Origin of the sequence: Streptomyces sp. NPDC058157 (genome assembly GCF_042884105.1) — a bacterium.
GTDB lineage: Bacteria > Actinomycetota > Actinomycetes > Streptomycetales > Streptomycetaceae > Streptomyces.
This window is the reverse complement of sequence record NZ_JBHVUQ010000015.1, coordinates 47,791-71,210: the sequence shown is the minus strand read 5'-3', so window position 1 is coordinate 71,210 and position 23,420 is coordinate 47,791. Positions and strand designations below refer to the sequence as shown.

The 23,420-nt window shown below is 73.4% G+C and carries 23 protein-coding genes and 1 pseudogene; 9 read left to right on the top strand and 15 right to left on the bottom strand.

The features are described 5' to 3' along the window. Positions 1 to 187: 187 nt before the first annotated feature. The gene (locus ACFVXK_RS06405; RefSeq protein ID WP_389610374.1) at positions 188 to 1,825 is read right to left on the bottom strand and encodes a GAF domain-containing protein; all 1,638 of its coding nucleotides are present in this window, start codon (positions 1,823 to 1,825) and stop codon (positions 188 to 190) included. Further along, complete coding sequence (locus ACFVXK_RS06400; protein ID WP_389610373.1) at positions 1,822 to 2,859, bottom strand: rod shape-determining protein; 1,038 nt, start codon at positions 2,857 to 2,859, stop codon at positions 1,822 to 1,824. The genes ACFVXK_RS06405 and ACFVXK_RS06400 overlap by 4 nt, the downstream gene beginning before the upstream one ends. A gap of 222 nt (positions 2,860 to 3,081) precedes the next feature. Here ACFVXK_RS06400 and ACFVXK_RS06395 point away from each other — a divergent pair, with 222 nt between their 5' ends. Next, positions 3,082 to 3,774, top strand: coding sequence for an esterase/lipase family protein (locus tag ACFVXK_RS06395; RefSeq protein ID WP_389610372.1), 693 nt, complete (start codon positions 3,082 to 3,084; stop codon positions 3,772 to 3,774). On the opposite strand, the gene ACFVXK_RS06390 is transcribed toward ACFVXK_RS06395, so the two are convergent. Next, on the bottom strand, positions 3,771 to 4,169 hold the full coding sequence (locus ACFVXK_RS06390) for a hypothetical protein (protein ID WP_389610371.1): 399 nt from the start codon (positions 4,167 to 4,169) through the stop codon (positions 3,771 to 3,773). The two genes, ACFVXK_RS06395 and ACFVXK_RS06390, sit on opposite strands and share 4 nt — an antisense overlap. Positions 4,170 to 4,179: 10 nt before the next feature. Beyond that, positions 4,180 to 4,794, bottom strand: coding sequence for a hypothetical protein (locus tag ACFVXK_RS06385; RefSeq protein WP_389610370.1), 615 nt, complete (start codon positions 4,792 to 4,794; stop codon positions 4,180 to 4,182). Positions 4,795 to 4,872: 78 nt separating this feature from the next. On the opposite strand from ACFVXK_RS06385, the gene ACFVXK_RS06380 reads away from it, so the two are divergent. Continuing rightward, the gene (locus tag ACFVXK_RS06380; protein WP_389610369.1) at positions 4,873 to 5,562 is read left to right on the top strand and encodes a hypothetical protein; all 690 of its coding nucleotides are present in this window, start codon (positions 4,873 to 4,875) and stop codon (positions 5,560 to 5,562) included. A 27-nt stretch (positions 5,563 to 5,589) separates the two neighbouring features. On the opposite strand, the gene ACFVXK_RS06375 is transcribed toward ACFVXK_RS06380, so the two are convergent. Further along, the gene (locus ACFVXK_RS06375; protein ID WP_358896267.1) at positions 5,590 to 6,012 is read right to left on the bottom strand and encodes a MarR family transcriptional regulator; all 423 of its coding nucleotides are present in this window, start codon (positions 6,010 to 6,012) and stop codon (positions 5,590 to 5,592) included. 113 nt (positions 6,013 to 6,125) lie between these two features. Here ACFVXK_RS06375 and ACFVXK_RS06370 point away from each other — a divergent pair, with 113 nt between their 5' ends. From ACFVXK_RS06370 to ACFVXK_RS06360, 3 genes and pseudogenes are all read left to right on the top strand, one after another. Continuing rightward, positions 6,126 to 7,148, top strand: coding sequence for an NADP-dependent oxidoreductase (locus ACFVXK_RS06370; protein ID WP_389610368.1), 1,023 nt, complete (start codon positions 6,126 to 6,128; stop codon positions 7,146 to 7,148). A 64-nt stretch (positions 7,149 to 7,212) separates the two neighbouring features. Then, positions 7,213 to 7,638, top strand: a complete 426-nt coding sequence (locus tag ACFVXK_RS06365; RefSeq protein ID WP_042819132.1) for an organic hydroperoxide resistance protein — start codon at positions 7,213 to 7,215, stop codon at positions 7,636 to 7,638. 71 nt (positions 7,639 to 7,709) lie between these two features. Then, positions 7,710 to 8,666 (top strand): annotated as a pseudogene (locus tag ACFVXK_RS06360) (EI24 domain-containing protein); the annotation flags it as partial. Between the two features lie 327 nt (positions 8,667 to 8,993). On the opposite strand, the gene ACFVXK_RS06355 reads toward ACFVXK_RS06360, so the two are convergent. Continuing rightward, a complete protein-coding gene (locus ACFVXK_RS06355) occupies positions 8,994 to 9,902 on the bottom strand; it encodes an NAD(P)-dependent oxidoreductase (protein ID WP_389610367.1) in 909 nt (302 codons plus the stop codon). A 98-nt stretch (positions 9,903 to 10,000) separates the two neighbouring features. Between ACFVXK_RS06355 and ACFVXK_RS06350 the strand changes: the two genes are divergently transcribed. Next, positions 10,001 to 10,339, top strand: coding sequence for a winged helix-turn-helix transcriptional regulator (locus ACFVXK_RS06350; RefSeq protein WP_389610377.1), 339 nt, complete (start codon positions 10,001 to 10,003; stop codon positions 10,337 to 10,339). Between the two features lie 113 nt (positions 10,340 to 10,452). Then, positions 10,453 to 11,487 (top strand): alpha/beta hydrolase, encoded by a 1,035-nt coding sequence (locus ACFVXK_RS06345; protein WP_389610366.1) that lies wholly within the window; start codon positions 10,453 to 10,455, stop codon positions 11,485 to 11,487. Between the two features lie 9 nt (positions 11,488 to 11,496). On the opposite strand, the gene ACFVXK_RS06340 is transcribed toward ACFVXK_RS06345, so the two are convergent. Genes ACFVXK_RS06340 through ACFVXK_RS06330 form a run of 3 tightly spaced genes read right to left on the bottom strand, consistent with a single transcriptional unit; the run spans position 11,497 to position 14,001 of the window. Next, entirely contained in the window at positions 11,497 to 12,216 is a 720-nt protein-coding gene (locus ACFVXK_RS06340; RefSeq protein ID WP_389610365.1) for a carbon-nitrogen hydrolase family protein, read from the bottom strand. A 5-nt stretch (positions 12,217 to 12,221) separates the two neighbouring features. After that, the gene (locus ACFVXK_RS06335) at positions 12,222 to 13,370 is read right to left on the bottom strand and encodes a low temperature requirement protein A (RefSeq protein WP_389610364.1); all 1,149 of its coding nucleotides are present in this window, start codon (positions 13,368 to 13,370) and stop codon (positions 12,222 to 12,224) included. 55 nt (positions 13,371 to 13,425) lie between these two features. After that, entirely contained in the window at positions 13,426 to 14,001 is a 576-nt protein-coding gene (locus ACFVXK_RS06330; RefSeq protein ID WP_389610363.1) for a TetR/AcrR family transcriptional regulator, read from the bottom strand. A 186-nt stretch (positions 14,002 to 14,187) separates the two neighbouring features. Here ACFVXK_RS06330 and ACFVXK_RS06325 point away from each other — a divergent pair, with 186 nt between their 5' ends. Then, positions 14,188 to 16,653: a glycoside hydrolase family 3 protein gene (locus tag ACFVXK_RS06325; RefSeq protein WP_389610362.1), complete on the top strand. Its 2,466-nt coding sequence runs from the start codon at positions 14,188 to 14,190 to the stop codon at positions 16,651 to 16,653. A 122-nt stretch (positions 16,654 to 16,775) separates the two neighbouring features. Here ACFVXK_RS06325 and ACFVXK_RS06320 read toward each other — a convergent pair whose 3' ends face one another. Next, positions 16,776 to 17,675: an SGNH/GDSL hydrolase family protein gene (locus ACFVXK_RS06320; protein ID WP_389610361.1), complete on the bottom strand. Its 900-nt coding sequence runs from the start codon at positions 17,673 to 17,675 to the stop codon at positions 16,776 to 16,778. A 250-nt stretch (positions 17,676 to 17,925) separates the two neighbouring features. On the opposite strand from ACFVXK_RS06320, the gene ACFVXK_RS06315 reads away from it, so the two are divergent. Next, on the top strand, positions 17,926 to 18,420 hold the full coding sequence (locus ACFVXK_RS06315; protein ID WP_030657058.1) for a DUF3145 domain-containing protein: 495 nt from the start codon (positions 17,926 to 17,928) through the stop codon (positions 18,418 to 18,420). 78 nt (positions 18,421 to 18,498) lie between these two features. On the opposite strand, the gene fabF is transcribed toward ACFVXK_RS06315, so the two are convergent. The 5 genes from fabF to ACFVXK_RS06290 all read right to left on the bottom strand — a co-directional run bounded on the left by fabF (position 18,499) and on the right by ACFVXK_RS06290 (position 23,390). Further along, positions 18,499 to 19,764, bottom strand: coding sequence for a beta-ketoacyl-ACP synthase II (gene fabF / locus ACFVXK_RS06310; protein WP_389610360.1), 1,266 nt, complete (start codon positions 19,762 to 19,764; stop codon positions 18,499 to 18,501). A 79-nt stretch (positions 19,765 to 19,843) separates the two neighbouring features. Continuing rightward, positions 19,844 to 20,092, bottom strand: a complete 249-nt coding sequence (locus ACFVXK_RS06305) for an acyl carrier protein (protein WP_125816520.1) — start codon at positions 20,090 to 20,092, stop codon at positions 19,844 to 19,846. A 58-nt stretch (positions 20,093 to 20,150) separates the two neighbouring features. Further along, positions 20,151 to 21,155 (bottom strand): ketoacyl-ACP synthase III, encoded by a 1,005-nt coding sequence (locus ACFVXK_RS06300; protein ID WP_389610359.1) that lies wholly within the window; start codon positions 21,153 to 21,155, stop codon positions 20,151 to 20,153. 19 nt (positions 21,156 to 21,174) lie between these two features. After that, the gene (locus ACFVXK_RS06295) at positions 21,175 to 22,089 is read right to left on the bottom strand and encodes an ACP S-malonyltransferase (RefSeq protein ID WP_389610358.1); all 915 of its coding nucleotides are present in this window, start codon (positions 22,087 to 22,089) and stop codon (positions 21,175 to 21,177) included. An 89-nt stretch (positions 22,090 to 22,178) separates the two neighbouring features. Further along, positions 22,179 to 23,390, bottom strand: coding sequence for a helix-turn-helix domain-containing protein (locus ACFVXK_RS06290; protein WP_358896289.1), 1,212 nt, complete (start codon positions 23,388 to 23,390; stop codon positions 22,179 to 22,181). Between the last annotated feature and the right edge of the window lie 30 nt (positions 23,391 to 23,420).

The following is a 23,420-nucleotide window of genomic DNA, read 5'->3' as shown; positions in this document are numbered from 1 at the left end:
CGACGAAGGAGGGCCCTTGACAGGGCGGCCCGACGCGGAAGGACGATGAGACTGGCGGGAAACCCCCAACCCTCTCTGAGGGAGCCCAGCTCAAGTCCCGTCCCTCCTGGTCCCGGTCGGCTGTCCCGTCACCGCCCGGCGGGACGCCGTGCCCCACCCACCCGCCCCGCACCCGGGGAGGCGGGAGTTACAGCGCCGACTCCCACGTCACCGTCGTTCCCCGGGTGCCCGTCTCCGTCTCCGTGTGGCCGTCGTCCGAGACCGTGAGGCGGACGCGGGAGGGGGTGGCGTCGATCTCGACGTCGATGGTCGTGACCTCGCGGCGGCGGTGCGCGGCTGCCAGGGCGCTGCGGAGGGTGGCCAGGAGGGCGTCCGTCACGCGGTCCGGGAGCAGGGCGTCGACCGCGCCCGCGAAGTGCACCGACGGCTGGAAGCCCAGCAGGACCGCCGCCCCGCCGGTTTCGCGCAGGACCCGGCCGCGGAAGGTGGTCGGGGCGTCCGTCGGGGGCTGCTGGAGGGCGAAGATGGCCGTGCGGACCTCCTGGATGGTGGAGTCCAGTTCGTCCACGGCCCGGCCGAGCTCGTCGCCGACGTTCTCCGAGTCGCCCGCCGGGGCGTTCGAGGAGCGGCGCCGGGTGCTCTCCAGCATCATCTCCGTCGCGAACAGCCGCTGGACGACCAGGTCGTGCAGGTCGCGCGCGATCCGGTCGCGGTCCTCGTACACCGCGAGCTGCTCGCGGTCGTGCTGGGCGTCGGCCAGGACCAGGGCGAGGGCCGCCTGGGAGGCGAACTGGGAGGCCAGGAGCCGGTCCACGGCGTCGTACGGGCGGCCGCCCCGGGCCCTGGGCAGGGCGAGGGTGCCGATCAGCTGGCCGCCGCTCTGGAGCGGGAGCATCATGCTCGGCCCGAAGCGTTTGCGCACGTGCGTGGTCATCCGGGGGTCGGTCGCCGAGTCCTCTATGAAGACGGGTTCACCGCCCAGCAGTTGCACCAGCACCGGCGAACCCGGGGCGATGGTCGTGCCGACCAGGTCGCCGGGGTCCCCTTGTGTGGAGGCGGCCACGATCTCCATGCCGCCCTCCGGCGTCGGCTGGAGCACCACCCCGGCCGCCGCGTCCGCGAGCAGCCGGGCCCGTTCGGCCACGCACATCAGGGCGTCGGCAGCCGGCCGCCCCGCCAGCAGGGTGGTGGTCACGGCGGCCGCGCCCTCGATCCAGCGTTCCCGGCGGCGGGCGGTCTCGTAGAGGCGGGCGTTCCCGATCGCTATCCCGGCCTGCGAGGCCAGGACCCGCATCAGCGCGAGGTCCTCGTCCGTGAAGGGGCCGCCGCCGCGCTTCTCGGTGAGGTAGAGGTTCCCGAAGACCTCCGTGTGGACGCGGATGGGCACGCCCAGGAAGCTGCGCATGGGCGGGTGCCCGGGCGGGAAGCCGGCCGAGCGGGGGTCCTGGGTGAGGTCGTCCAGCCGCAGCGGCCGGGGGTCGGCGATCAGGGCGCCGAGCACGCCGCTGCGGCCGTCCGGCAGCCGGGGGATCGCGGCCCGTTCGGCCTCGCTCATCCCGGCGGTGAACAGCTGGGTCAGCCGGCCGCGCTCGGGGTCGACGACCCCGAGCGCGCCGTAGCGGGCTCCGCACAGGTCGGTGGCGGAGTCCACGACGTGCTGGAGGGTGGCCTGGAGCTCCAGCTCCGAGCCGACGCTGAGGACGGCGTCGAGCAGCACCGGCAGGCTGGACGGCGCCGCGCCGGCCACCGTCCCGCCCGGCCCGGGTCCCGGGTCCGCGCCCGCCCCGGTGCCGCCCGCCCCGGTGCCGGCAGGCCCGTGCGTCATTCGGCCAGCGGGTTGAGGACCATCGGGGCGATCTTCCCTTCGAGCATCGCGCCGAGACCCAGTACGGCGCACACGTCGGGCCGTTCCGCGATGGCCACGGGCATTCCGGTGGAATCCCTCAGCATCTGGTCCAGCCCCGGCAGCAGGGCGCTGCCTCCCACCATCATGATCCCCCGGTCCGTCAGGTCCGCGACCAGGTCCGGCGGGCAGTCGCGCAGCACCTTGCCGATGCCGTCGAGGACGGCCGTCAGCGGGGTGTGGATGGCGTCGCGCACGGCGGCCGTGTCCACGTGGACGGAGCGGGCCAGTCCGGTGGCCACGTCGCGGCCGTGGATCAGGGTGGAGGCGGGGCCGTCCGGGGTGATGCCGTTGCCGTGGAGGGCCACCTGGAGGGGGCGGACGGCCTGGCTCGGCAGCATCAGCTCGTGGGCGTGGCGCAGGTGCTGGACCACCGCGTGGTCGATGGCCTCGCCGCCGACAGGGATCCGTTCGGCGGTGACGATCGAGCCGAGGGAGAGCACCGCCACCTGGGTGGCCGCCGCTCCGCACACCATGATCATCGTCGCGGTCGGCTGCTCCACGGGCAGGCCGCAGCCGACGGCCGCCGCGATCAGGGTGTCGACCAGCTCGACGCGCCGCGCCCCCAGTCCGACCATCGTCTCGACGGCCGCGCGCTGGGCCAGCGGGTCGGCGTCGTGCGGGGTGCAGCAGGCGGCGCGCAGCCGGGGCTTGCGGCGCAGGGCGCGGCGGAGCTTCTCGCCGAGGAGGTGACGCAGCATCCGCTGGGCCATCTCGATGTCGACGACGGTGCCGCCGGAGACGGGGCGGACGACGCGGATGTAGTCGGGCGTGCGGCCCGTCATCCGTTCGGCGAAGGTGCCGACGGCGATGAGGGCGCCGGTGCGGGTGTTGACCGCGGCGACGCTGGGCTCGTCGACGACCAGTCCGGCGCCCTTCACGTAGACGCGGGTCCTCGCGGCTCCCAGGTCGACGGCGACGTGGCAGCGGCGCAACTGCTCAAGACTGACGGTCACGGCAGGTCCTCCCGAGAGCGCTTGGTGCAGAAGGGGACCGGCGGACGCCGGTCGCAATTCATATCTTCTCGGGTCAATAGGGCATAGCGCCCGCTGGAATGCTCCGGCCGGGGCGTGTCGTACGGGGCGGACGTGCTGCACGGGGGTGGATTTCTGTACTGACAGGCAGCACCATGCGCGCACCATCCGCGCTACCCGTGCGTAACAAGGTAAGGGGACCCGATGCTGACGCCCCGCCAGAAACTCCTGGCACTCCTGACCCTCTGCCTCACCCTTTTCGCACCGGTCCCGGCCCATGCCGCGGCCGCCGGACCGGCCGCCGCCCGCAATCCGGTGGTCTTCGTGCACGGATACAACGCCGACCCCGGCGTGTGGGGTTCCCTGCGCGCGGACCTGCGGGCCGACGGGTACGCGGACTCCGAGCTGTTCTCGTTCGGCTACGACACCCACCAGTCCGTCAACGAGGTGCTCTCCGGCCGCCTCGCCGCCTACGTGGACGAGGTCCGCCGCCGGACCGGCGCCGCCCGGGTGGACGTCGTGGGCCACTCCTTCGGCTCGCTCGTCAGCCGCTGGTACGTCAAGTACGGCGGCGGCGCCGCGACCGTGGACCACTGGGTCTCGCTGGCCGGCCCCAACCACGGCACCTCCACCGCCTGGGCCTGCGCCCTGTGGGACCAGGCGTGCCGTGACATGACCCCGGGCTCCTACGTGGTGAAGAACCTCGCCGCCGGGGACGAGACCCCGGGCGAGGTGAAGTACGCGACCTTCTGGTCGGACTGCGACGAGGTGGTCAACCCCGACAGCAGCGTCCCGCTCGCCGGGGCCCTCAACACCCCGGTCGGCTGCCTGAAGCACAACGACCTGCTCGGCGACGCCGCCACCTCGGCCGGGGTCCGCGCCTTCCTGCGCTCCTAGGGGGTGTCCGCGAGGGGGTGGTGCCGGGCGCAGGGTTCCTCGGGTGACCACGGAACCCAGGAGAGGGCGTCGCGCCAGCCCGGCCGCCCGCAGGCCCAGCCCTGGACCACCTCGGCCACGGGTTCCACCGCGAAGACCTCGTGCGTACGGGGCACCCAGGCCTGGAAGTGCCGGTCCGGGCCGCCCTCGCGGTATTCCACCTGGTAGCTCAGGTCGTCATTGAGGAAGACCTGCATGTAGTACTGGTCGGCGGGCTCGAGGTCGAGCCGCCGCACGATGACGAACCGCCACCGGAGGTTCATGTCGGCCAGCAGGTCGTGCAGCTGGTCCGGGGACGGGTCGTCCCAGGTCGTCCCGTCCGCCTCGACGGCTTGCAGCACCGGTGTTCCCGTCATGCCGCCGACCCTAGCGGGTGTCCCGACAGGGCCTAGCCCCCGCCTCCTCCGCCGGCTGCACCCGCTGGAGCAGCCCGTACGTGAACTCCGCCACCAAGGCCCGCCCCGACGCGTCGAACGCCAGCCGCCAGCGCGTCGGCGCGGTGCCCTCCATCGGCCGGGCCGGTGCGAAGGCGCGGGCCACCTCGTCCACCGTCGCCGCCCAGGGGAGCAGGTCCGCCTCCGTCTCCAGTACGGGCCCCCGCACGCCCGGGGCGCGCACCAGCCACTCGTTCCACACCGCCCCGTCCGGCGCGGCCAGCACCTCGAAGCGCAGCTCCGGCCAGAGCGGCACCGGCCACAGCAGCGCCTCGCACTCCAGGTCCCCGATCCGGCGCCGCGCGGCCGACTCCGGCGGTCCGAGCACCGACCGGTAGCGGGCCAGCGCCCCGCGCGACCTGGGTGAGCGGACCATGGCCTGCCAGCGCCGGTTGGCCTCCCGCTGCTCGGCCGGGCTCGCCCCCAGCCGCAGCCGGGCCGCCTCCGCGAGGTCGGGCTGGAAGTCCGCCATCCTGCGCAGCAGCACCAGCTGGAAGGCGCCCGGCCCGAAGGCTCCCGGACGGCCCGGATTCGGGGTCGCGGTCATGGAGGCCACCATTCCACACATAATCCTCACGCTCCCGGAATACTTATGTTGCCGGGGACCGCGTAGCCTGCGGGCGCCATGAACTACTTCTGCCCCGACTGTCAGAGGCACCTCAACGGAGCGCTCGCGTGCGCCGGCTGCGGGACCCCGGCCGAGTATCTGGTGGCCGCCACGCCCACCGCCCCCGCCGGGGCGCACCCGGGCCCGGAGCCGCAGCCGGCGCTGGCCGAGGTGTTCGCGGACTCCCTCGTCGTGCTGACCGCCCCCCACCAGGGCCGCGCCGGTACGCGCAAGCGCGCGGCCTCCCGCCGCAGGCGGGGGCGGACCGCCCTGGCCGTCGGCCTGGGGCTGGTGCTCGCGACCGGGGGCTCGATCGCCGTGGCCCGGATCGCGGGCGACGACGAGGGCGTGAACCGGGCCGACCGGGTGGAGCTCACCGACAGCGGACCCGCGCAGCCCGACGCCCTGCCCAGCGAGGCTCCGGCCGCGCCCTCCGCCCTGCCGAAGGGCACCGGCGGGGCGGTGAAGACGGCCCGGCCCAGCGGGAGCCCGAGCGGGTCGGCGTCGGCGAGCCCGAGCGAGAGCGCCTCCGCCCCGACGGAGACCCCCTCGCAGAAAGGTTCCGGCGCAGGAGGAGCCGTAAAGACGACGGCGCCGGGGAAGCCGGCGCCCACCGCTTCCGCCACCGCGCAGCCGCCCACGGCCAAGCCGAAGCCCACCCCGAAGCCGAAGCCGACCAAGGACGACTGCTGGCTGTTCTGCTGGTGAGCCGGGGCGCCGTCCCGGCGACGGGCCTCAGCCCAGCATCCGCCTGAGCAGGTCCCGCAGCGCCGTGCGCTCCTCCGCGGAGAGGCCCGCCAGCGGTTCGCGTGCGAAGTCCAGGGACTCGCGCAGCCGCTCCGCCGTCTCGGCCCCCTCCTCCGTGGGCGCGGCCAGCTTCACCCGGCGGTCGGCCGGGTCCGGGCGGCGTTCGACCAGGCCGCGGGTTTCGAGGCGGTCGATGATGCCGGTGACGTTGGACGGCTCGCAGCGCAGCTTCTGCGCGATGCGGCGCATGGGCAGCGGCTCCAGCGACAGCAGCGTCAGGACCTTCGCCTGGGCGCCGGTGAGCTGGTGGCGGGCGGCCGCCTCCTCGTACTCCATGTGGTAGCGGGCCACGACGTCGCCGATGAGCTCGACGACCTCGACGGTCACTGGATCTGCGCGACGACTGGACATGGCACCAGCGTACCCATTTGCTTGACAACATGAAATATCCAGGAGCATGGTTGTTTCAGGACGTGAAGCATTCCGCTTCCCGCCCGCCTCCCCTCCCACTTCCTGGAGCCCTCATGTCTCAGATCCCCGCCGTCAGCCGCGAGTGGCACCTCGTCCGCCGTCCGCAGGGCTGGCCCGTGGCCGAGGACTTCGCCCTCCGTGAGGTGCCCGTCTCCGCCGAGCCCGGCGCCGGCCGGATCCTGGTCCGCAACCTCCACATGTCGGTCGACCCGTACATGCGCGGCCGGATGAACGAGACCAAGTCCTACATCCCGCCCTTCCAGCTCGACGAGCCGATGCAGGGCGGCGCGGTCGGCGAGGTCGTCGCCTCCGACGCCGAGGGCTTCGCCGTCGGCGACCACGTCCTGCACATGCTGGGCTGGCGCGAGTACGCCGAGCTCGACGCGAAGCACGCCACCAAGGTCGACGCCTCCCTCGCCCCGCTCTCCGCCTACCTCGGCGTCCTCGGCATGCCGGGCCTGACCGCCTACGCGGGCCTCTTCGAGGTCGCCTCCTTCAAGGAGGGCGACTCCGTCTTCGTCTCCGGCGCGGCGGGCGCGGTCGGCAGCCTGGTCGGCCAGTTCGCGAAGATCAAGGGCGCCTCCCGGGTGATCGGCTCCGCCGGCTCGGACGAGAAGGTGACGCTCCTCACCGAGAAGTACGGCTTCGACGCCGCCTTCAACTACAAGAACGGCCCCGTCGCGAAGCAGCTGAAGGAGGCCGCCCCCGAGGGCATCGACGTCTACTTCGACAACGTCGGCGGCGACCACCTCGAAGCCGCCATCTCCGAGATGAACCCGCACGGCCGCGCCACCCTGTGCGGTGCGATCGCCGGCTACAACGAGACCGAGCCCACCCCCGGCCCGCGCAACCTCACCCTGGTCATCGGCAAGCGCCTGCGCCTCCAGGGCATCCTGGTCGGCGACCACGCCGCCCTGCAGTCCCAGTTCGTCAAGGACGTGGCCGGCTGGCTGGCCTCCGGCGAGCTCCGCTACGACGAGACGGTCGTCGAGGGCGTGGAGAACGCGACCGACGCCTTCCTCGGAATGCTGCGCGGCGAGAACACCGGAAAGATGATCGTCACGTTCACCCGTTAGGCTCCCTCCATACCGTCGCGATCGTGGGCGCGAGTCGCGGCGACTATCTGGAGGATCCGTTTTCATGTCCATCACCCAGTCCGACGTCGCGTACACGGCCGTCGCCACCGCCGAGAACGGCCGTGACGGCCGCGTCGCCACCAACGACGGCCAGCTCGACGTCGTCGTGAACCCGCCGAAGGAGCTCGGCGGCAGCGGCGCCGGCACCAACCCGGAGCAGCTGTTCGCCGCCGGCTACAGCGCCTGCTTCCAGGGCGCCCTCAGCGTCGCGGCCCGCAACGAGAACGTCGACGTCACCGGCTCCACCGTGACCGCCGAGGTCGGCATCGGCAAGAACGACGAGGGCTTCGGCATCATCGTCAAGCTGACCGCCTCGATCCCGAACGTGGACGCCGCCGTGGCGAAGGACCTGGTCGAGAAGGCCGACCAGATCTGCCCCTACTCCAAGGCGACCCGCGGCAACATCACGGTCGAGCTGAACGTCGCCTGACGCTCGCGCGCCGCAGTCCTTGAAGGCCGCACCCCCCTCGGGGGGTGCGGCCTTCGCCGTAAACTGGCCGCATGCGTGATCTTGCGGGGGGTTTCCGGTACCTGTGGGCCGGACAGAGATGGGTGTTCGGCAACGGCCGCTGGCTGGGCTTCGGCCTGCTGCCGGGCCTGGTCACGCTGGTGCTCTACGGCGCCGCGCTGACCGGCCTCTTCTACGGGGCCGACGACTTCACCGTCTGGGCGACGCCGTTCGCCTCGGACTGGTCCTCGCCCTGGCTCGGGCTGTTCCGCGGGTTCCTGACCGCCGTGGTCGTCTCCCTCGGCCTCTTCGTCTCGGTGATCACCTTCACCGCCGTGACGCTGCTGGTCGGCCAGCCCTTCTACGAGTCCCTCTCGGAGCAGGTCGACCGCACCGAGGGCGGTGAGGTCCCGGAGTCGGGGCGCTCGTTCTGGGAGGACCTGTGGATCTCCGCCCGGGACAGCCTGCGGCTGCTGGTGCGGGTGCTGCTGTACGGGATCCTGCTGTTCGCCCTCGGGTTCATCCCGGTGGTCGGGCAGACGGTGGTCCCGGCGATCGGGTTCTGCGTCTCCGGCTTCTTCCTCACCCAGGAGCTCACCTCCGTCGCCCTCCAGCGGCGCCGGGTGGACCTGGACGAGCAGCTCACCCTGCTGCGCGGGCGGCGCGCGACGGCGCTCGGCTTCGGGGTGCCGCTGGTGCTGCTGTTCCTGGTCCCGCTGCTCGCGGTCTTCCTGATGCCGGGCGCGGTGGCGGGGGCGACCCTGCTGGCGCGGGACCTGGTCGGGGACGACGCCGAGGCCTCCGAGGGCGGGGACGGGGACGGGGACGCCGCCGAGGCCCAGGCGGGCCCGTACGCGGCTCCCGGCCAGGCGGGCCCGTACGGCGCGACCGGACCCTACGGCGGCCCCGCGCACGCGGGCCCGTACGGCGGCACCGGGCAGCCCCACGGGCAGGGCTACGCCCAGGCCCCCGGCCAGGGCTACCCGCCGGCCCCGGGCCAGGGCTACGCCCCCGCTCCCGGCCAGGGCTACGCTCCCGCCCCGGGGCAGGGTTACGGGCAGCAGGCTCCCGCTCCCGGCCAGGGTGCCGGGTACGGGCAGGGCTACGCCCCTGCTCCCGGCCAGGGCGGCCAGGGCTACGCCCCCGCCCCGGGGCAGGGCTACGGGCAGCAGGCTCCCGCTCCGGGCCAGGGTGCCGGGTACGGGCAGGGCGCTGCCTACGGGCAGGCTCCGGTGCAGTCCCCCGGCTACGGGCAGGGGCAGGGGCAGCCCTACGGCTATCCCCCTGCCTCCGGGCAGGACCCCCGGTCCTCCTCCTGAGGCAGGGCCCGGGGCGGGTCAGCGTCCGGGGGCGGTGCGGCGGCGCAGGAGGGTGAGCGCGCCCACCGTGTCCTCGGCCCCGTGGGCGGCCGGGTCGGCGTCCAGGCGTTCGCGCATCAGGTCCAGGTACGGCACGAGCAGCTCGGGACTGACCCCCTGGTCGGCGGCGGTGCGCAGCAGCGTGCCGCTCGCCGCCACCTGCATGGCCAGGCTGGAGACCACCCCGGTGGTGAAGTCCCGGGAGGTCAGCCGTTCGGCGGCGTTCCCGACGAAGAAGCCCATCGCGCCCAGCCACTCCGACAGCAGCGGGGCCAGGTCCTTCGGGGCGATGTCCTCGCCCTCGATCAGCGCGTAGGCGTGCGAGATCCCGGCGAACAGGCCGTACATCGCGCTCAGCAGGGCCACGTCGTGCAGGGCAGCGTGGCCCGGGTCCTCGCCGACGTAGCGGGCGTCGGCCGGGACCTCCAGGGTGGTGCGGTGGGTGTCGAAGAGGGCGCGGGAGCCGCTGTAGAAGACGTAGCCGCCGGCCTCCGGGGCGCCGATCATCGTCGGGGTGGCCATGATCCCGGCGTCCACGAAGCGGGCGCCGCGCTCCTCGGCCCAGGCGGCGCGGGCGCGGCCCTCGGCGGCCGTGCCGGTGGTGAGGTTGACCAGGTCCTTGCCGGTGAGGTCGATCCCCTCCAGGACGGAGCCGATGCTCGTGTCGTCCAGCAGGCAGAGCACGACCAGGGTGTTCGCGGCGACGGCCGCGGCGGGGGTGGCGGCGACGGCCGCGCCCTCGGCGGCCAGGGCCCCGGCCTTGGCGGGGGTGCGGTTCCAGACGGTCAGGGGGTGGCCGGCGGCGAGCCAGGTGCGGGCGAGGGCGGTGCCCATGTCGCCGAGGCCGAGCAGGGTGAGCGGGCGGTGGTCGGTGTCGTTGTCGGTCATGGCGTTTAGCCTGGTGACAGGCTGACGGGGGCTCAAGTACGCACTTCGGAGTGGGTGCTTACCCCGGGGTGAGCGTGCAGGTGGGAGGGGTGGGCGGGATGGCGACGGTGCGCAGGCCGGGTGCGGACCACTGTGGGATCGCGGCGGCGATGTCGGTGATCGACGGGAAGTGGAAGGTGTCGATCCTGTGGGAGCTGGAGCAGATCCCGGGCCGCCGGTTCGGTGAACTGCGCCGGCTGGTCCCCGGGGTCTCGGAGAAGGTCCTCGCGGCGCAGCTGCGCGAGCTGGAGGCCGACGGCATAGTCCACCGCGAGGTCTTCGACGAGGTCCCGCCGCGGGTGGAGTACTCGTTGACCGCGCTCGGCCAGGAGCTGAACGGGGCCCTGGAGTCCCTGGGGGAGTGGGGCGCGAAGCACCTGCTGCCCGATTCGGCCTAGGCCGGGACCCGTTCCGCCGCCCCGGCGGCGTGGCTGCTCGCCTCGACGCGGATGCCGGGCGTGTCATGGGTGCGGGCCGGTGGGCGCCCTGTGCCGACGCTGAGGAAGCCATGATGAAACGTCCCGCGCGCCGTTCCCTGCTCACCGCCGGGGTCGGCGGATCGGTCGCGGCCGTCGTCTCCGCTGCCGTCCTGCTGCGGGGCGGCCCCGGGGCGCCGGGACCGGCCGCCGCCCCCGCGTCGCCGGGTCCGTCCGCCTCCGGGGCCGGCTTGCTGCGCACGGACCTGACCGTACGCAGCAGGCTGCTCGGGCGGGACGTCCCGTACAGCCTCTACCTGACCGCCGGGGCGGTCTCCGCGCCCCGGGAGGGCGGGCCGGGCGCCGGGATCCCGGTCCTCTTCCTCCTGCACGGCACGAGCGGGAGCCATACCGACTGGGTGGTCAAGGGCGGCATCGTGGCGACCGTGGACCGGGCCGTCGCGGCGGGCCGGATCCCGGCGTGCGCCCTCGTCATGCCCGACGCCCGGCGCGACATCGGCCGGCCGGGTGGCGGCCAGGACGAGACGTTCTACATCAACGACCTCGCCGCCGCCGGATCCGGCGGTGACACCCTGCGCTACGAGGACATGTTCGTCCAGGAGTTCGTCCCGGCCGTCGAGAAGGCCCATGGGCTGGGCGGCCGGCCGGCGAAGCGGGCCGTCGCCGGGCTCTCCATGGGCGGCTACGGCGCGCTGATGTACGCCCTGCGCTACCCGGGCCTGTTCGGCGCCGCCGCCGGACTGAGCACGGCGCACTTCACCGACGCGGGCTACCAGGCGATCCCGATGCCGGAGTGGAACCGGTTCTTCGGCCACGCCTTCGGCCGTGACCTGGAGGGCCAGGCCCGCCTGACGGACCGCTTCCGGGAGTACGACCTGGCCGACGTCCTCCGCCGCACCGCCCCGGACCGCCTGCGCCGCGCCCGCTACCACCTCGCCTGCGGGACCGAGGACGCCAACCACCTGCCGGGGACCGAGGACCTGACCGCCGCCTTCGCGGCCCGCGGGACGGACACCGAGACGGTCCTGGGGCCGGGCGGCCACAACTGGCCCTACTGGAGCCAGGCGGCGGACCGCATGCTGGACTTCTTCGGCCGCCTGCTCCGCTGAACCCGATCGCTAGGGGGTGTCCGGGACGTCCGCCGTCGTCACCGCCGGGGTGTGGGCGTCGGCCTCGGCGAGGAGGGTGCCGTCCGGGGCCCAGACGGCCGCGCCGCCGCAGCCCGTCCAGGGGCCGGCCGGGCCGACGTGGTTGGCGAGGACCACGTAGAGGCCGTGTTCCTTCGCCATGCCCGGGTAGACGGTGGCGCGTTCGGCGATGCCGTCGCCCGTGCCGTAGAGGGAGCTGGCGAGGTGGACGCGGCAGCCGTCGGCCGCGCCCCGGGCGGGCAGGTCGGGGAAGTGGTTGTCGAAGCAGACGCCCAGGGAGAAGCGGATGCCGCCGAGTTCGAAGCGGCCGTCCTCGGTTCCGGGGGTGAAGGCGCCCTGTTCGTGCTGGTAGAGGTGCTGTTTGGCGTACGTGGTGAGGTGCGCGCCGTCGGCGTCGTAGACCAGGGTGGCGATGGCCGGCAGCGGGCCGTCCGTGCGCAGGGCGGCGTTGACGGCGACCGCGGTGCCGCAGGAGCGCAGCCCGTCCAGGCGGGGGTCGTCGGCGTCGGCCAGCCACAGGGAGGGGTCCCCGGCGAGAGAGTCCAGTTCGTAGCCGGTGAGCGTGAACTCCGGGAGGACGACGAGCTCCGCGCCCTCGTCGCGGGCCCGGGCGGCGAGGGCGGTGGCGTTCGCGGCGTTGGCGGCGACGTCGGCGGGTACGCAGGTCAGCTGTGCGGCGGCGATCTTCATACCGGTCAGGATGCCAGTGCGCCGCCGGGCAGCCGCCCCCGGCGGCGTACGAAGGCCAGCTCGACGAGGTTGAGCCCGGTCACCACCGCGGTCAGCAGTGCGAGCGCCGCCAGCGAGGGCAGCAGCACGGCCGCGGGCAGCAGGAGCAGGACGATCGCGGCGGCCGTCAGCCGGGTCACCGACCAGGAGCGGAACAGGTGCCAGCGGGTGTACCCGAAGGTGGCCAGGAACAGGGCGCAGCCGCCGTGGAGGAGGGCGGCGACGCCGAGCGGGAGCCGGGTCCCGGGGTGGGCGACGGCCTCGGCCATGCCGACGGCGACCGCGATGACCGAGGCGATCAGCGAGAGGTGCCCGTACGAGAGGACCTGCCGGGCCACGTCGGCCCGTACGGCGGCGGTCTCCAGGCCGTGCCGGACGGCGTCGGCGGCGAGGTGGAAGTACACCCACCACAGGCCGCAGACCAGGGTGAAGGCCACGGCGACGGCGGCCAGCGCGCCGGTGTCCAGCTCGGGGGCGGAGGCCACCGGGGCGCCGACGGCCACGATGGACTCGCCGAGCGCGATCATCACGAACAGCCCGAACCGCTCGGCGAGGTGGCCGGAGTCGAAGGCGATGCGGACCATGTTGTGGCGGGTCAGCCGGGGCGCGGCCAGGTCCACGGCGGCGGCCAGCGCCCACAGCACGATCCGGGCCGGTCCGTCGAGGAAGGACCCGGCGAGCAGCAGCGGGCCGCTGACCAGCACGGACAGGGTCACCGGGGTGAGCCGCAGGCGGCGGCTGCGGCCGTGTGCGAGGGCGGCGAGGACCAGCCGGGCGCAGAAGTAGGCCCCGGCCAGCAGTGGCCCGCGGTCCCCGAAGGCGTCGGGCAGCGCAAGGGCCATCAGCAGGCCGCACAGTCCGGCGGCGAAGAGGCCGAGCCGCTCCAGGGGCCGGTCGGCGTCATGGGTGTTGGAGTGGACGGTGTTGCCCACCCACACCCAGTAGACGGGTATGAACACGATCAGGGCCCGGCCGGTGCCGGCCCAGCCGTGGTCGTGGTGGAGCAGTGCCGAGACCTGGGTCACGGCGAAGACCAGCACCAGGTCGAAGAACAGCTCCGACCACGTGACCTTCTTCTCCTGCTCCTCCGCGTGCTGCGGCGCTTCCGGCTCCATGTCGTGTCCCCCCGCTCGAAGTCCGGGGGAAAGGATGCCCGTCGGCGGTGGGACGCTACGCGCCGGGGCCCCTCAGCAGGGTCAGGAAGGAGCGGAACGCGGCGGGCATGTCCACCGATTCCGGGGCGAGCAGCCACTGGTACTGGAGGCCGTCCATGACCGCCGTCAGCAGCGGGGCGGCCTGTTCCGGGGTGAGGCCGGAGGGCAGGCGCCCGCCGAACTCGGCGCGCAGCAGGTCGGCCATCTCCGCGCGGACCTGGGCGTAGCGCTCGGTGAAGAAGGCGCGGGCCGGGTGGCCGTCGGTGACGCTCTCGCCGAGCAGGGCGGAGAAGGTCTGCACGATGCCGGGGCGCATGGCGTTGTAGTCGACCAGGGAGGCCAGCAGGTCCAGGCGCCAGGTGCCGGCCGAGGCGCGGGATCCGCCGCCGGTGTCCCAGCGGTCGCGTTCCTCCAGGACCGCGACGAGCAGGGCCTCCTTGGTCGGGAAGTAGTGCAGCAGGCCCTGCTGGGTCAGGCCCACGCGTTCGGCGACGGAGCCCAGGGAGGCGCCCCGGTAGCCGCGTTCGGCGATCACCTCGACCGCCGCGCGGACGATCTCGCCGCGGCGTTCCTCGCTCTTCGCCCTGGCCATCGCCCCGTCACGCCCCTTCCGGCCGGATCCGCCCGGCTGTCGTACGACCGTACGCCATCGATATGTCACGAAAAGATTACAAGACCTACCGTCGTACAGGGAAAGGGTCCACGATGGCCCCACCGCACCCCACCGCACCCCACCGCACCCCACCGCACCGCACCCACAGAGCGAGGAGGCACGGCCGTGACCGCTGCCGATCAGGTCCCCGACGAGCGCGCGAGCGAGCAGCTGCGCGAAGACGCCGTCGAAGCCGCCCTGGACAAGCTGGACCTCGACGCCAAGACCCGGCTCCTGGCCGGCCAGGACATGTGGTCCCTGCCCGCCCTCCCCGAGATCGGGCTGGGCTCCCTGGTCATGTCCGACGGGCCCGTCGGCGTCCGCGGCGTGCGCTGGACCGCCGACGACCCCTCGATCGCCCTGCCCTCCCCGACCGCCCTCGCCGCCTCCTGGGACCCCGCCCTGGCCCGCCAGGCCGGCCGGCTGCTGGCCCAGGAGGCCCGCCGCAAGGGCGTCCACGTCCTCCTCGCCCCCACCGTCAACCTGCACCGCTCCCCGCTCGGCGGCCGCCACTTCGAGTGCTGCTCCGAGGACCCGTACCTGACCGGGGCCATCGGCACCGGATACGTCCAGGGCGTCCAGGACGGCGGCATCGGCACCACCGTCAAGCACTTCGTCGGCAACGACGCCGAGACCGAGCGCTTCACCGTCGACTGCGCCATCGCCCCGCGCCCGCTGCGCGAGCTCTACCTGGCGCCCTTCGAGGCGATCGTCCGCGGCGCCCGCCCCTGGGGCGTCATGACCGCCTACAACCGGGTCAACGGCATCACCATGACCGAGCACGCCCGGTTGGTGAACGGGATCCTGCGCGGCGAGTGGGGCTTCGACGGCTACAACGTCTCCGACTGGATGGCCGCCCGCTCCACCACCGGCTGCATCGAGGGCGGCCTCGACGTGGCCATGCCCGGCCCGACGACCGTCTACGGGCCCGCGCTCGCCGCCGCCGTCCGCGCCGGGCAGGCCCGGGCCGAGGCCGTCGACGGGGCCGTGCGCAACGTCCTGCGGCTCGCCGCCCGCGCGGGCCTGCTGGAGGGCGCCCCCGCCGCCGTCACCGAGCTCCCGGCGCCGGTCGACGGGCAGGCCCTGGCCCGCGAGCTGGCCGCCCGCGGGGCCGTCCTCGTCCGCAACGAGGGCGCCGTCCTGCCGCTGGACCGCGCCGCCGGCCGTACCGTCGCCCTGATCGGCGCCGCCGCCCGCGACGCCCGCATCCTGGGCGGCGGCAGCGCCACCGTCTTCCCCGAACGGGTCCTCTCCCCGCTCGACGGGCTCACCGCCGCCCTGCCCGAGGGCGCCCTGACCTACTCCGTCGGCGCCGACCCGAGCGAGGAACCCGCCCCCGCCGGGCAGGGCTTCGAGCTGCGCGCCGTGTGCCGGGACGCCTCGGGGGCGGTCCTCGGCGAGGCGGGCCTGCCGTCCGGGCAGGTCCAGTGGATCGGCGAGGACCTGCCCGAGGGGGCCTCGTACGAGACGATGGCCTCCATCGAGGTCACCGGGACGTTCCTGCCCCGCGAGAGCGGCGAGCACGTCTTCGGCACCCGCGGGCTCGGCGCCTTCCGCCTGGCCGTCGGCGGGCGCACTCTGTGGGAGGGCGTCCAGGAGATGGGCGCGGAGGCCGACCCCTTCGAGGCCTTCTTCGGCGCCCCCAGCGAGCGCGCCCGGGCCGTCCTGACCGCCGGGGAGCCCGTGCAGGTCTCGCTGACGTACCAGGTCCCCGACATGGGCGCGATGCCGCTCAAGGCCGTCATGTTCTCCCTGCTCCACCTCGGCCCGCGCCGCGACCCCGACGAGCTGATCGCCGAGGCCGTACGGGCCGCCCGCGCCGCCGACACGGCCGTCGTGGTCGTCGCCACCACCGAGCGGGTGGAGTCCGAGGGCTTCGACCGGGCCGACCTCGCGCTGCCCGGCCGCCAGGACGACCTCGTGCGGGCCGTCGCGGCCGCCAACCCGAACACCGTGGTCGTCGTCAACGCCGGCTCCCCGGTGGAGCTGCCCTGGCGCGAGGACGTCGCCGCCGTCCTGCTGGGCTGGTTCCCCGGGCAGGAGGGCGGGGCCGCGCTGGCCGACGTGCTCCTCGGGGACGCCGAACCCGGCGGCCGCCTGCCCACCACCTGGCCCGCCACCCTGGCCGACGCGCCCGTCACCGAGGTGGTCCCGCGGGAGGGGCGCCTGGAGTACCGCGAGGGGCTGTTCGTCGGCTACCGGGCCTACGAGGCGCACGGCGTGACCCCCGCCTACCCCTTCGGGCACGGCCTCGGCTATACCGGCTGGGCCTACGAGTCCCTGGAGGCCACCGCCGAGTCGGTCCGGGTCCGCCTCACCAACACCGGCGCCCGGCCCGGCCGTGAGGTCGTCCAGGTCTACCTCGCCCCCGTCGCCGACCCCGTGGAGCGCCCGGCGAGCTGGCTGGCCGCCTTCGCCTCCGTCGCCGCCGCGGCCGGGGAGAGCGTCGAGGTGGAGATCCCGCTGCCCGCCCGGGCCTTCGAGATCTGGGACGAGGAGGCGTACGGCTGGCGCCGGATCGGCGGCACCTACGAGGTCCGCGCGAGCCACTCGCACGCCGACACCCGGCTGACCGCCACCCTCGACCTGTAGCCGCCGGGGGGCCGCGACACGCCGGGGCGGGGAACTGGCCGGAAATCACCCCCGCCCCGGCCGGACGACCGGGCCGGGAGCCCACCTGACACGAGCTCCCGGCCCCCTCCGCGGCTCCGCCGTCAACGCGGCGGCTCGGCCGCCGTCACCTGCCGGTGGGCCAGTTCCGCGAGCCGCGCCTGCCCGTCCCTGCCGGGGTGGAACCAGTCCCAGTGGCTCAGCTGCTCCGCCCCGAACGGGTACTGGAAGACGGCCCCGCCGTCGTAGCGGCACAGCGCGTCCGCCGCGCAGACCTGGCGCAGCACCTCGTTGTACTCGACCACCCGCGCCCGCACCTTCTCCCGCCGGGCCGTCGCCCCCGTGTCCGAGGCCAGGGGCTCGGCCAGCATGGACTGGCAGATGCCCAGCTTCCAGATCTGCCGGACCATCGGGCTGTCCTTGCCCTGCTCCCACAGCCGTTGGAGGTCCGGCACGGAGGACACGTAGACCTGCGATTCCGGCGAGGCCGCCCGCAGCCCCTTGAGCGCCTGCTCGAACTCGGCCCGGAAGTCCGCCACCGAGGTCATCGACGTGGCCGTGGGCCGGCAGGCGTCGTTCGAGCCCACCATCACCGTGACCAGGCCCGGCTTGTGCTCCGCCGCCTCGGCCAGCTGTCCGGGCAGGTCCGCCATGCGCGAGCCCGTCACCGCGTAGTTCCAGCTGCGGGCGGGCACCTGCGCGTCGCCCAGCAGCCGGGCGGCCAGGGAGTTCACCGCCGGGTCGCTGCCGGTGGCCCAGGAGACCTCCGGGCAGTCGGCCAGGACCGAACAGGCGTCGAACCCACGGGTGATGGAGTCCCCGACGGCGGCGACGGACGCCGGAGCCGGGTTCCAGCGCGGCTTCGCCTGCGCCCCCCGTTCGCCCGCCTTCGCCGGCGGACCGCCGTCGTCACAGCCCGTCACCGTCGCGGCCAGTACGGCCGCCGCCACGCCCACGCCGGTGACGGTCCGGCGTACGCGGCGGCGCGCGACGGTGGTGCGCATCGGGTGGTCCCTCCCTCGTCGCCCCGTGTCCTTCCGAGGGCGTCCTGCTGAGTGAATGCTCTGTGTTTACGGGCTTCGGAGCGACCGTACGTCACACCATGACCCCTGGCGCACGGTAGCTTTTTCCCGTGGCGTTTCGGCCGCAGGTGCCGCTACGCAATGTCCATTATTTTCCGTTACATTACATCACGTCACATACTGTCCGTTTTCTGGAGTTTATTCCCGACCTCGTCCCACACTGGAGGTCCCGGTGACGACACGTGGAGTTCTGTACGTGCATTCCGCACCGCGCGCGCTCTGCCCGCATGTGGAATGGGCTGTTGCGGGCGTGCTCGGGGTGCGGGTGAACCTCGACTGGATCCGGCAGCCCGCCTCCCCCGGCACCTGGAGAGCCGAGTTCTCCTGGCAGGCGGAGGCGGGTACCGCCTCGAAACTCGCCTCCGCCCTGCGCGGCTGGCACCTGCTGCGCTTCGAGGTGACCGCCGAACCCTGCCCGACCGCCGAGGGCGAGCGCTACAGCTCCACCCCGGAACTCGGCATCTTCCACGCCGTCACCGGCATGCACGGCGACATCCTGATCCCCGAGGACCGGCTGCGCGCCGCCCTCGCCCGCTCCGCGCGCGGCGAGACCGAGCTGGAGGCGGAGATCGCCAAGCTGCTCGGCAAGCCCTGGGACGACGAACTGGAACCCTTCCGCTACGCCGGCGAGGGCGCCCCGGTCCGCTGGCTGCACCAGGTGGTCTGAGCCCGAGGACGCGTACGGGGAAGGCCCCCTCCCGGCAGTGCCGGGAGGGGGCCTTCCCCGTGGTGCGGGTCTCTGGCCTCAGACGGTGCGGAACGCCAGGGAGACGTTGTGGCCGCCGAAGCCGAAGGAGTTGTTGATCGCGGAGATCGGGCCGTCGACGGGCAGCTTGCGGGGCTCGCCGCGCACGATGTCCGCGTCGATCTCGTCGTCCAGGTCGTCGATGTTGATCGTCGGCGGGGCGATCCGGTTGTACAGCGCCAGCACGGTCGCGACCGTCTCGATGCCGCCGGCGCCGCCCAGCAGGTGACCGGTCATCGACTTGGTCGCGGAGATCGCGATGTGGTCGAGGTCGTCGCCCAGCACCTTGCGCAGGGCCTTCACCTCCGCCGTGTCACCCTGCGGGGTGGACGTGGCGTGCGCGTTGACGTGGACCAGCTCGGACGGGTCCAGCTGCGTGTTGTCGAGCAGGTTCTGCAGGGCGGCCGCGACACCGCGGCCCGTCGGCTCCGGCTGCGCGATGTGGTGGCTGTCCGCGGACAGACCCTGGCCCAGCACCTCGCAGTAGACCCGGGCGCCGCGCTTGGCGGCGTGCTCGGCGGACTCCAGGACCACGACGCCGGCGCCCTCGCCGAGGACGAAGCCGTCGCGGGCCTTGTCGTACGGCCGGGAGGCCGTGGTCGGGCTCTCGTTGTTCTTGGACATCGCCATCATGTTGGCGAACGCCGCGATCGGCAGCGGGTGGATCGCCGCCTCGGTACCGCCGGCGACGACCACGTCGGCACGGCCGGTACGGATCATCTCGACGGCGTAGCCGATGGCCTCGGCGCCGGAAGCGCACGCGCTGACGGGGGTGTGCACACCGGCGCGGGCGTTGACCTCCAGGCCGACGTTGGCCGAGGGGCCGTTCGGCATGAGCATGGGGACGGTGTGCGGGGAGACCCGGCGCACACCCTTTTCCTTCAGTACGTCGTACTGGTCGAGCAGGGTGGTGACACCGCCGATGCCGGAGGCGATCACGGTGCCCAGACGCTCGGGGACGATCGTCTCGTCCTCGCCCGCCGGAGCGGTGTAACCCGCGTCGGCCCAGGCCTCACGGGCCGCGATGAGGGCGAACTGCGCCGAGCGGTCGAGCTTGCGGGCCAGCGGGCGGGGGAGTACCTCGCTCGGGTCCACGGCGGCCTGGGCGGCGATGCGGACCGGCAGTTCGGCGAAGCGCTCGCCCTCCAGGGGCGAGACGCCGGACCGGCCGGCGAGCAGACCTTCCCAGGTCGAAGCGCTGTCGCCACCCAGCGGAGTGGTTGCGCCGATACCGGTGACGACCACGGTGCGATTGGTCGGGCTCACAGGAATTCTTTCTCCACGTCTCAGGGGGTGCTGAATTGTCACGGCGCCACCGCCGGGTGGCGACAAACGCTCGTCAGGCTCAGGCCTGGTGCTTCAGGATGTAGTCGGCGGCGTCGCCGACCGTCTTGAGGTTCTTGACGTCCTCGTCGGGGATCTTGACGTCGAAGCGCTCCTCGGCGGCGACGACGACCTCGACCATGGACAGCGAGTCGACGTCCAGGTCGTCGGTGAAGGACTTGTCGATCTCGACGTCCTCGACCGGGATGCCCGCGATCTCGTTGACGATCTCCGCGAGACCCTCGACGATTTCTTCCTGCGTGGCGGCCATGTGGCGCTCCTTCTGTAGCTAGCTAGCTGGTGGTTCAGGTCCGGGAGTGATCCGGGCCCTAGGGGAGGGTAACGACCGTCGCGGCGTAGACGAGCCCCGCCCCGAAGCCGATGACGAGCGCGGTGTCGCCGCTCTTCGCCGCTCCGGTCGCCAGGAGCCGCTCCATGGCGAGCGGGATCGAGGCGGCCGACGTGTTGCCGGTGGTTTCCACGTCACGGGCGACCGTGACGTGTTCCGGCAGCTTGAGAGTCTTCACCATCGAGTCGATGATCCGCATGTTGGCCTGGTGCGGGATGAAGACGTCCAGGTCGTCCGCGGTGATCCCGGCGGCGTCGAGCGCCTGCTGGGCCACCTTGGCCATCTCGAAGACGGCCCAGCGGAAGACCGCCTGACCCTCCTGGGTGATGGCCGGGAACTTCTGGGCGGTGTCCGTGCTGCGGAACTCGTCCCACGGCACGGTCTGCTTGATGGTCTCGGACTTGTCGCCCTCCGAACCCCACACCGTGGGGCCGATGGCCGGCTCGTCCGAGGGGCCGACGACCACGGCGCCGGCGCCGTCGCCGAACAGGAAGGCCGTCGCGCGGTCCTCCAGGTCCGTCAGGTCCGACAGCCGCTCGACCCCGATGACCAGGACGTACTCGGCGGAACCTTCCACCACCATGCCCTTGGCGAGGGTCAGGCCGTAGCCGAAGCCGGCACAGCCCGCGGAGATGTCGAAGGCGGCGGGCTTGACGGCGCCGATCCGGTGCGCGATCTCGGTCGCGACGGCCGGGGTCTGCTTGAAGTGCGAGACCGTCGAGACGATCACCGCACCGATCTGCTCGGGGGAGACCCCGGCGTCGGCGAGCGCCTTGCCGGAGGCCTCCACCGACATCGCGGCGACGGTCTCCTGGGGCGAGGCCCAGTGCCGGGTCGCGATGCCGGAGCGCGAGCGGATCCACTCGTCCGAGGAGTCGATCTTCTCGAGGATGACCTCGTTGGGCACCACCCGGGTCGGGCGGTAGCCGCCGACGCCGAGGATGCGGGCGTACGGGGAGCCCTTGGCCGGCTTGATCTTGGACATGCTGTGTGGGCTCCTACTCTCAGGCCGTCAGCTCGGCGATGAGCTTCGCGGCCTTGTCGAGGTCGTCCGGCGTCTTCAGCGCCACGTTCGGCACGCCCTTGAGCGCGCGCTTGGCCAGACCCGTCAGGGTGCCGCCGGGGCTCAGCTCGACGATTCCGGTGACGCCCAGCTTGGAGAAGGTCTCCATGCACAGGTCCCAGCGCACCGGGTTCGCGACCTGGCCGACCAGGCGGGCGACGACGTCGGCGCCCGACTCGACCACGAGTCCGTCCTTGTTGGACACGTACTTCAGCGCCGGGTCGGCCGGGGCGAGGGCCTGGGCGGCCTCCGCCAGCGTGGCGACGGCGGGCGCCATGTGGTGCGTGTGGAAGGCACCCGCGACCTTGAGGGCGACGACCTTCATCGAGCCCTCGGGCTTGTCGGCGACCAGGGCCGCGATCTGCTCCGCGGTGCCCGCGGCCACGATCTGGCCCGCGCCGTTGATGTTGGCCGGGGTCAGGCCCATGTTCTCCAGGTGCGCGACGACCACGTCCTGGTCACCGCCCAGGACCGCGGCCATGCCCGTCTCGGAGACGGCGGCGGCCTCGGCCATCGCCAGCCCGCGCTTGCGGACGAACGACAGCGCGTCGCCCTCGCCCAGCACACCGGCGTAGGCGGCGGCGGTGATCTCACCGACGCTGTGGCCGGCGACGGCACCGAAGGCCGAGGTGTTCAGCGCGGAAGCGGACAGCAGGCCGGCCGCGACCAGCAGGGGCTGGGCCACCGCCGTGTCGCGGATCTCGTCCTCGTCGGCCTTGGTGCCGTAGTGGACGAGGTCCAGCCCGATGGCGTCCGACCAGCCCGCGACGCGTTCGGCGGCGCCGGGGAGTTCGAGCCAGGGAGTCAGGAAGCCGGGCGTCTGAGCGCCTTGGCCGGGAGCGACGAGTACGAGCACCCTCACACTCTCTCTTGTGGGTGGTCTCCGCCGCCCGTGGGGACAGGGACGAAGAACCGTCGGGGTAATTGTTGATGTCCGACAAAAGTCTAGGGCTGCTGATCTCCGTCGGCCAGACGCCCGAGGATCAGGGCGATCCGCAGCGTGAACGCCGAGCGGACATCGGAGGGTGACCAACCGGTGACGTCGGTCACACGTCGGAGCCGGTAGCGCACCGTGTTGGGGTGCACGAACAGCATCCGCGCGGCCCCCTCCAGGCTGCTCGCCTGCTCCAGGTAGACGCTCAGCGTCTCCAGCAGAGCCGAGCCCGCCTCCTCCAGCGGTCTGTAGATCTCCTCCACCAGCTGCTCCCTGGCCGAGGGATCCGAGGCGATCGCGCGCTCGGGCAGGAGATCGTCCGCCAGCACCGGTCGGGGGGCGTCCTGCCAGGCCGTGCAGGCCTTCAGGCCCGCGGCCGCCGCCTGCGCCGACTTCGTCGCGTTCAGCAGGTCCGGGACCACCGGCCCCGCCACCACCGGACCCGCCGCGAACGGCCCGATCAGCGACTTCGCCACCTGCAGCGGGTTGTCGCTGCCGCCGGCGATCACCACAAGGCGGTCGCCCAGCACCCCGGTGAGCACCTGGAGCTTGTGGTGGCGGGCCGCTCGGCGGATCGCCTCGACCGTCAGCTCGCTGTCCCCCTCCGGGGCGGTCCCCAGCACCACGCACACGTGCTCGGGGGAGTTCCAGCCCAGCGCCGCCGCGCGCGACAGCGCGCCCTCGTCCGCCTCGCCCGAGAGCACCGCGTTGACGACGAGGGACTCCAGCCGGGCGTCCCACGCCCCGCGGGCCTCGGCGGCCTGCGCGTACACCTGGGCGGTCGCGAAGGCGATCTCCCGGGCGTACACGAGCAGCGCCTCGCGCAGGGTCGACTCGTCGCCGGGGGCCGCCACCTCGTCGATCGCGGCCTCCATGACCTCGATCGTGGTGCGGACCATCTCCACGGTCTGCCGCAGGGTGATCGCCCGCGTCAGCTCCCGGGGAGCCGTGCCGAAGACGTCGGTGGAGATCGCCTGCGGGGTCTCCGGGTGCCGGAACCACTCCGTGAACGCGGCGATGCCGGCCTGGGCCACCAGGCCGATCCAGGACCGGTTCTCCGGAGGCATCGCCCGGTACCACGGCAGGGACTCGTCCATGCGCGCGATGGCGTTGGCGGCGAGCCGGCCGGAGGACTTCTCCAGCCGGCGCAGCGTCGCGGCGTGCGGATGGGCCGGATGCGCGGGCCGGGTCTCGGGGGAATGCTCACGTTCGGGTTGGGGCACGGGACAAGACTGCCTTATCGGCGGCCCGGC

Excerpts from the sequence above, each read along its gene's own strand:
- ACFVXK_RS06405 (WP_389610374.1), bottom strand. The coding sequence starts at position 1,825 with ATGACGCACGGGCCTGCCGGCACCGGGGCGGGCGGCACCGGGGCGGGC.
- ACFVXK_RS06395 (WP_389610372.1), top strand. The coding sequence starts at position 3,082 with ATGCTGACGCCCCGCCAGAAACTCCTGGCACTCCTGACCCTCTGCCTC.
- ACFVXK_RS06390 (WP_389610371.1), bottom strand. The coding sequence starts at position 4,169 with ATGACGGGAACACCGGTGCTGCAAGCCGTCGAGGCGGACGGGACGACC.
- ACFVXK_RS06385 (WP_389610370.1), bottom strand. The coding sequence starts at position 4,794 with ATGACCGCGACCCCGAATCCGGGCCGTCCGGGAGCCTTCGGGCCGGGC.
- ACFVXK_RS06380 (WP_389610369.1), top strand. The coding sequence starts at position 4,873 with ATGAACTACTTCTGCCCCGACTGTCAGAGGCACCTCAACGGAGCGCTC.
- ACFVXK_RS06375 (WP_358896267.1), bottom strand. The coding sequence starts at position 6,012 with ATGTCCAGTCGTCGCGCAGATCCAGTGACCGTCGAGGTCGTCGAGCTC.
- ACFVXK_RS06370 (WP_389610368.1), top strand. The coding sequence starts at position 6,126 with ATGTCTCAGATCCCCGCCGTCAGCCGCGAGTGGCACCTCGTCCGCCGT.
- ACFVXK_RS06365 (WP_042819132.1), top strand. The coding sequence starts at position 7,213 with ATGTCCATCACCCAGTCCGACGTCGCGTACACGGCCGTCGCCACCGCC.
- ACFVXK_RS06355 (WP_389610367.1), bottom strand. The coding sequence starts at position 9,902 with ATGACCGACAACGACACCGACCACCGCCCGCTCACCCTGCTCGGCCTC.
- ACFVXK_RS06350 (WP_389610377.1), top strand. The coding sequence starts at position 10,001 with ATGGCGACGGTGCGCAGGCCGGGTGCGGACCACTGTGGGATCGCGGCG.
- ACFVXK_RS06345 (WP_389610366.1), top strand. The coding sequence starts at position 10,453 with ATGAAACGTCCCGCGCGCCGTTCCCTGCTCACCGCCGGGGTCGGCGGA.
- ACFVXK_RS06340 (WP_389610365.1), bottom strand. The coding sequence starts at position 12,216 with ATGAAGATCGCCGCCGCACAGCTGACCTGCGTACCCGCCGACGTCGCC.
- ACFVXK_RS06335 (WP_389610364.1), bottom strand. The coding sequence starts at position 13,370 with ATGGAGCCGGAAGCGCCGCAGCACGCGGAGGAGCAGGAGAAGAAGGTC.
- ACFVXK_RS06330 (WP_389610363.1), bottom strand. The coding sequence starts at position 14,001 with ATGGCCAGGGCGAAGAGCGAGGAACGCCGCGGCGAGATCGTCCGCGCG.
- ACFVXK_RS06320 (WP_389610361.1), bottom strand. The coding sequence starts at position 17,675 with ATGCGCACCACCGTCGCGCGCCGCCGCGTACGCCGGACCGTCACCGGC.
- ACFVXK_RS06305 (WP_125816520.1), bottom strand. The coding sequence starts at position 20,092 with ATGGCCGCCACGCAGGAAGAAATCGTCGAGGGTCTCGCGGAGATCGTC.
- ACFVXK_RS06300 (WP_389610359.1), bottom strand. The coding sequence starts at position 21,155 with ATGTCCAAGATCAAGCCGGCCAAGGGCTCCCCGTACGCCCGCATCCTC.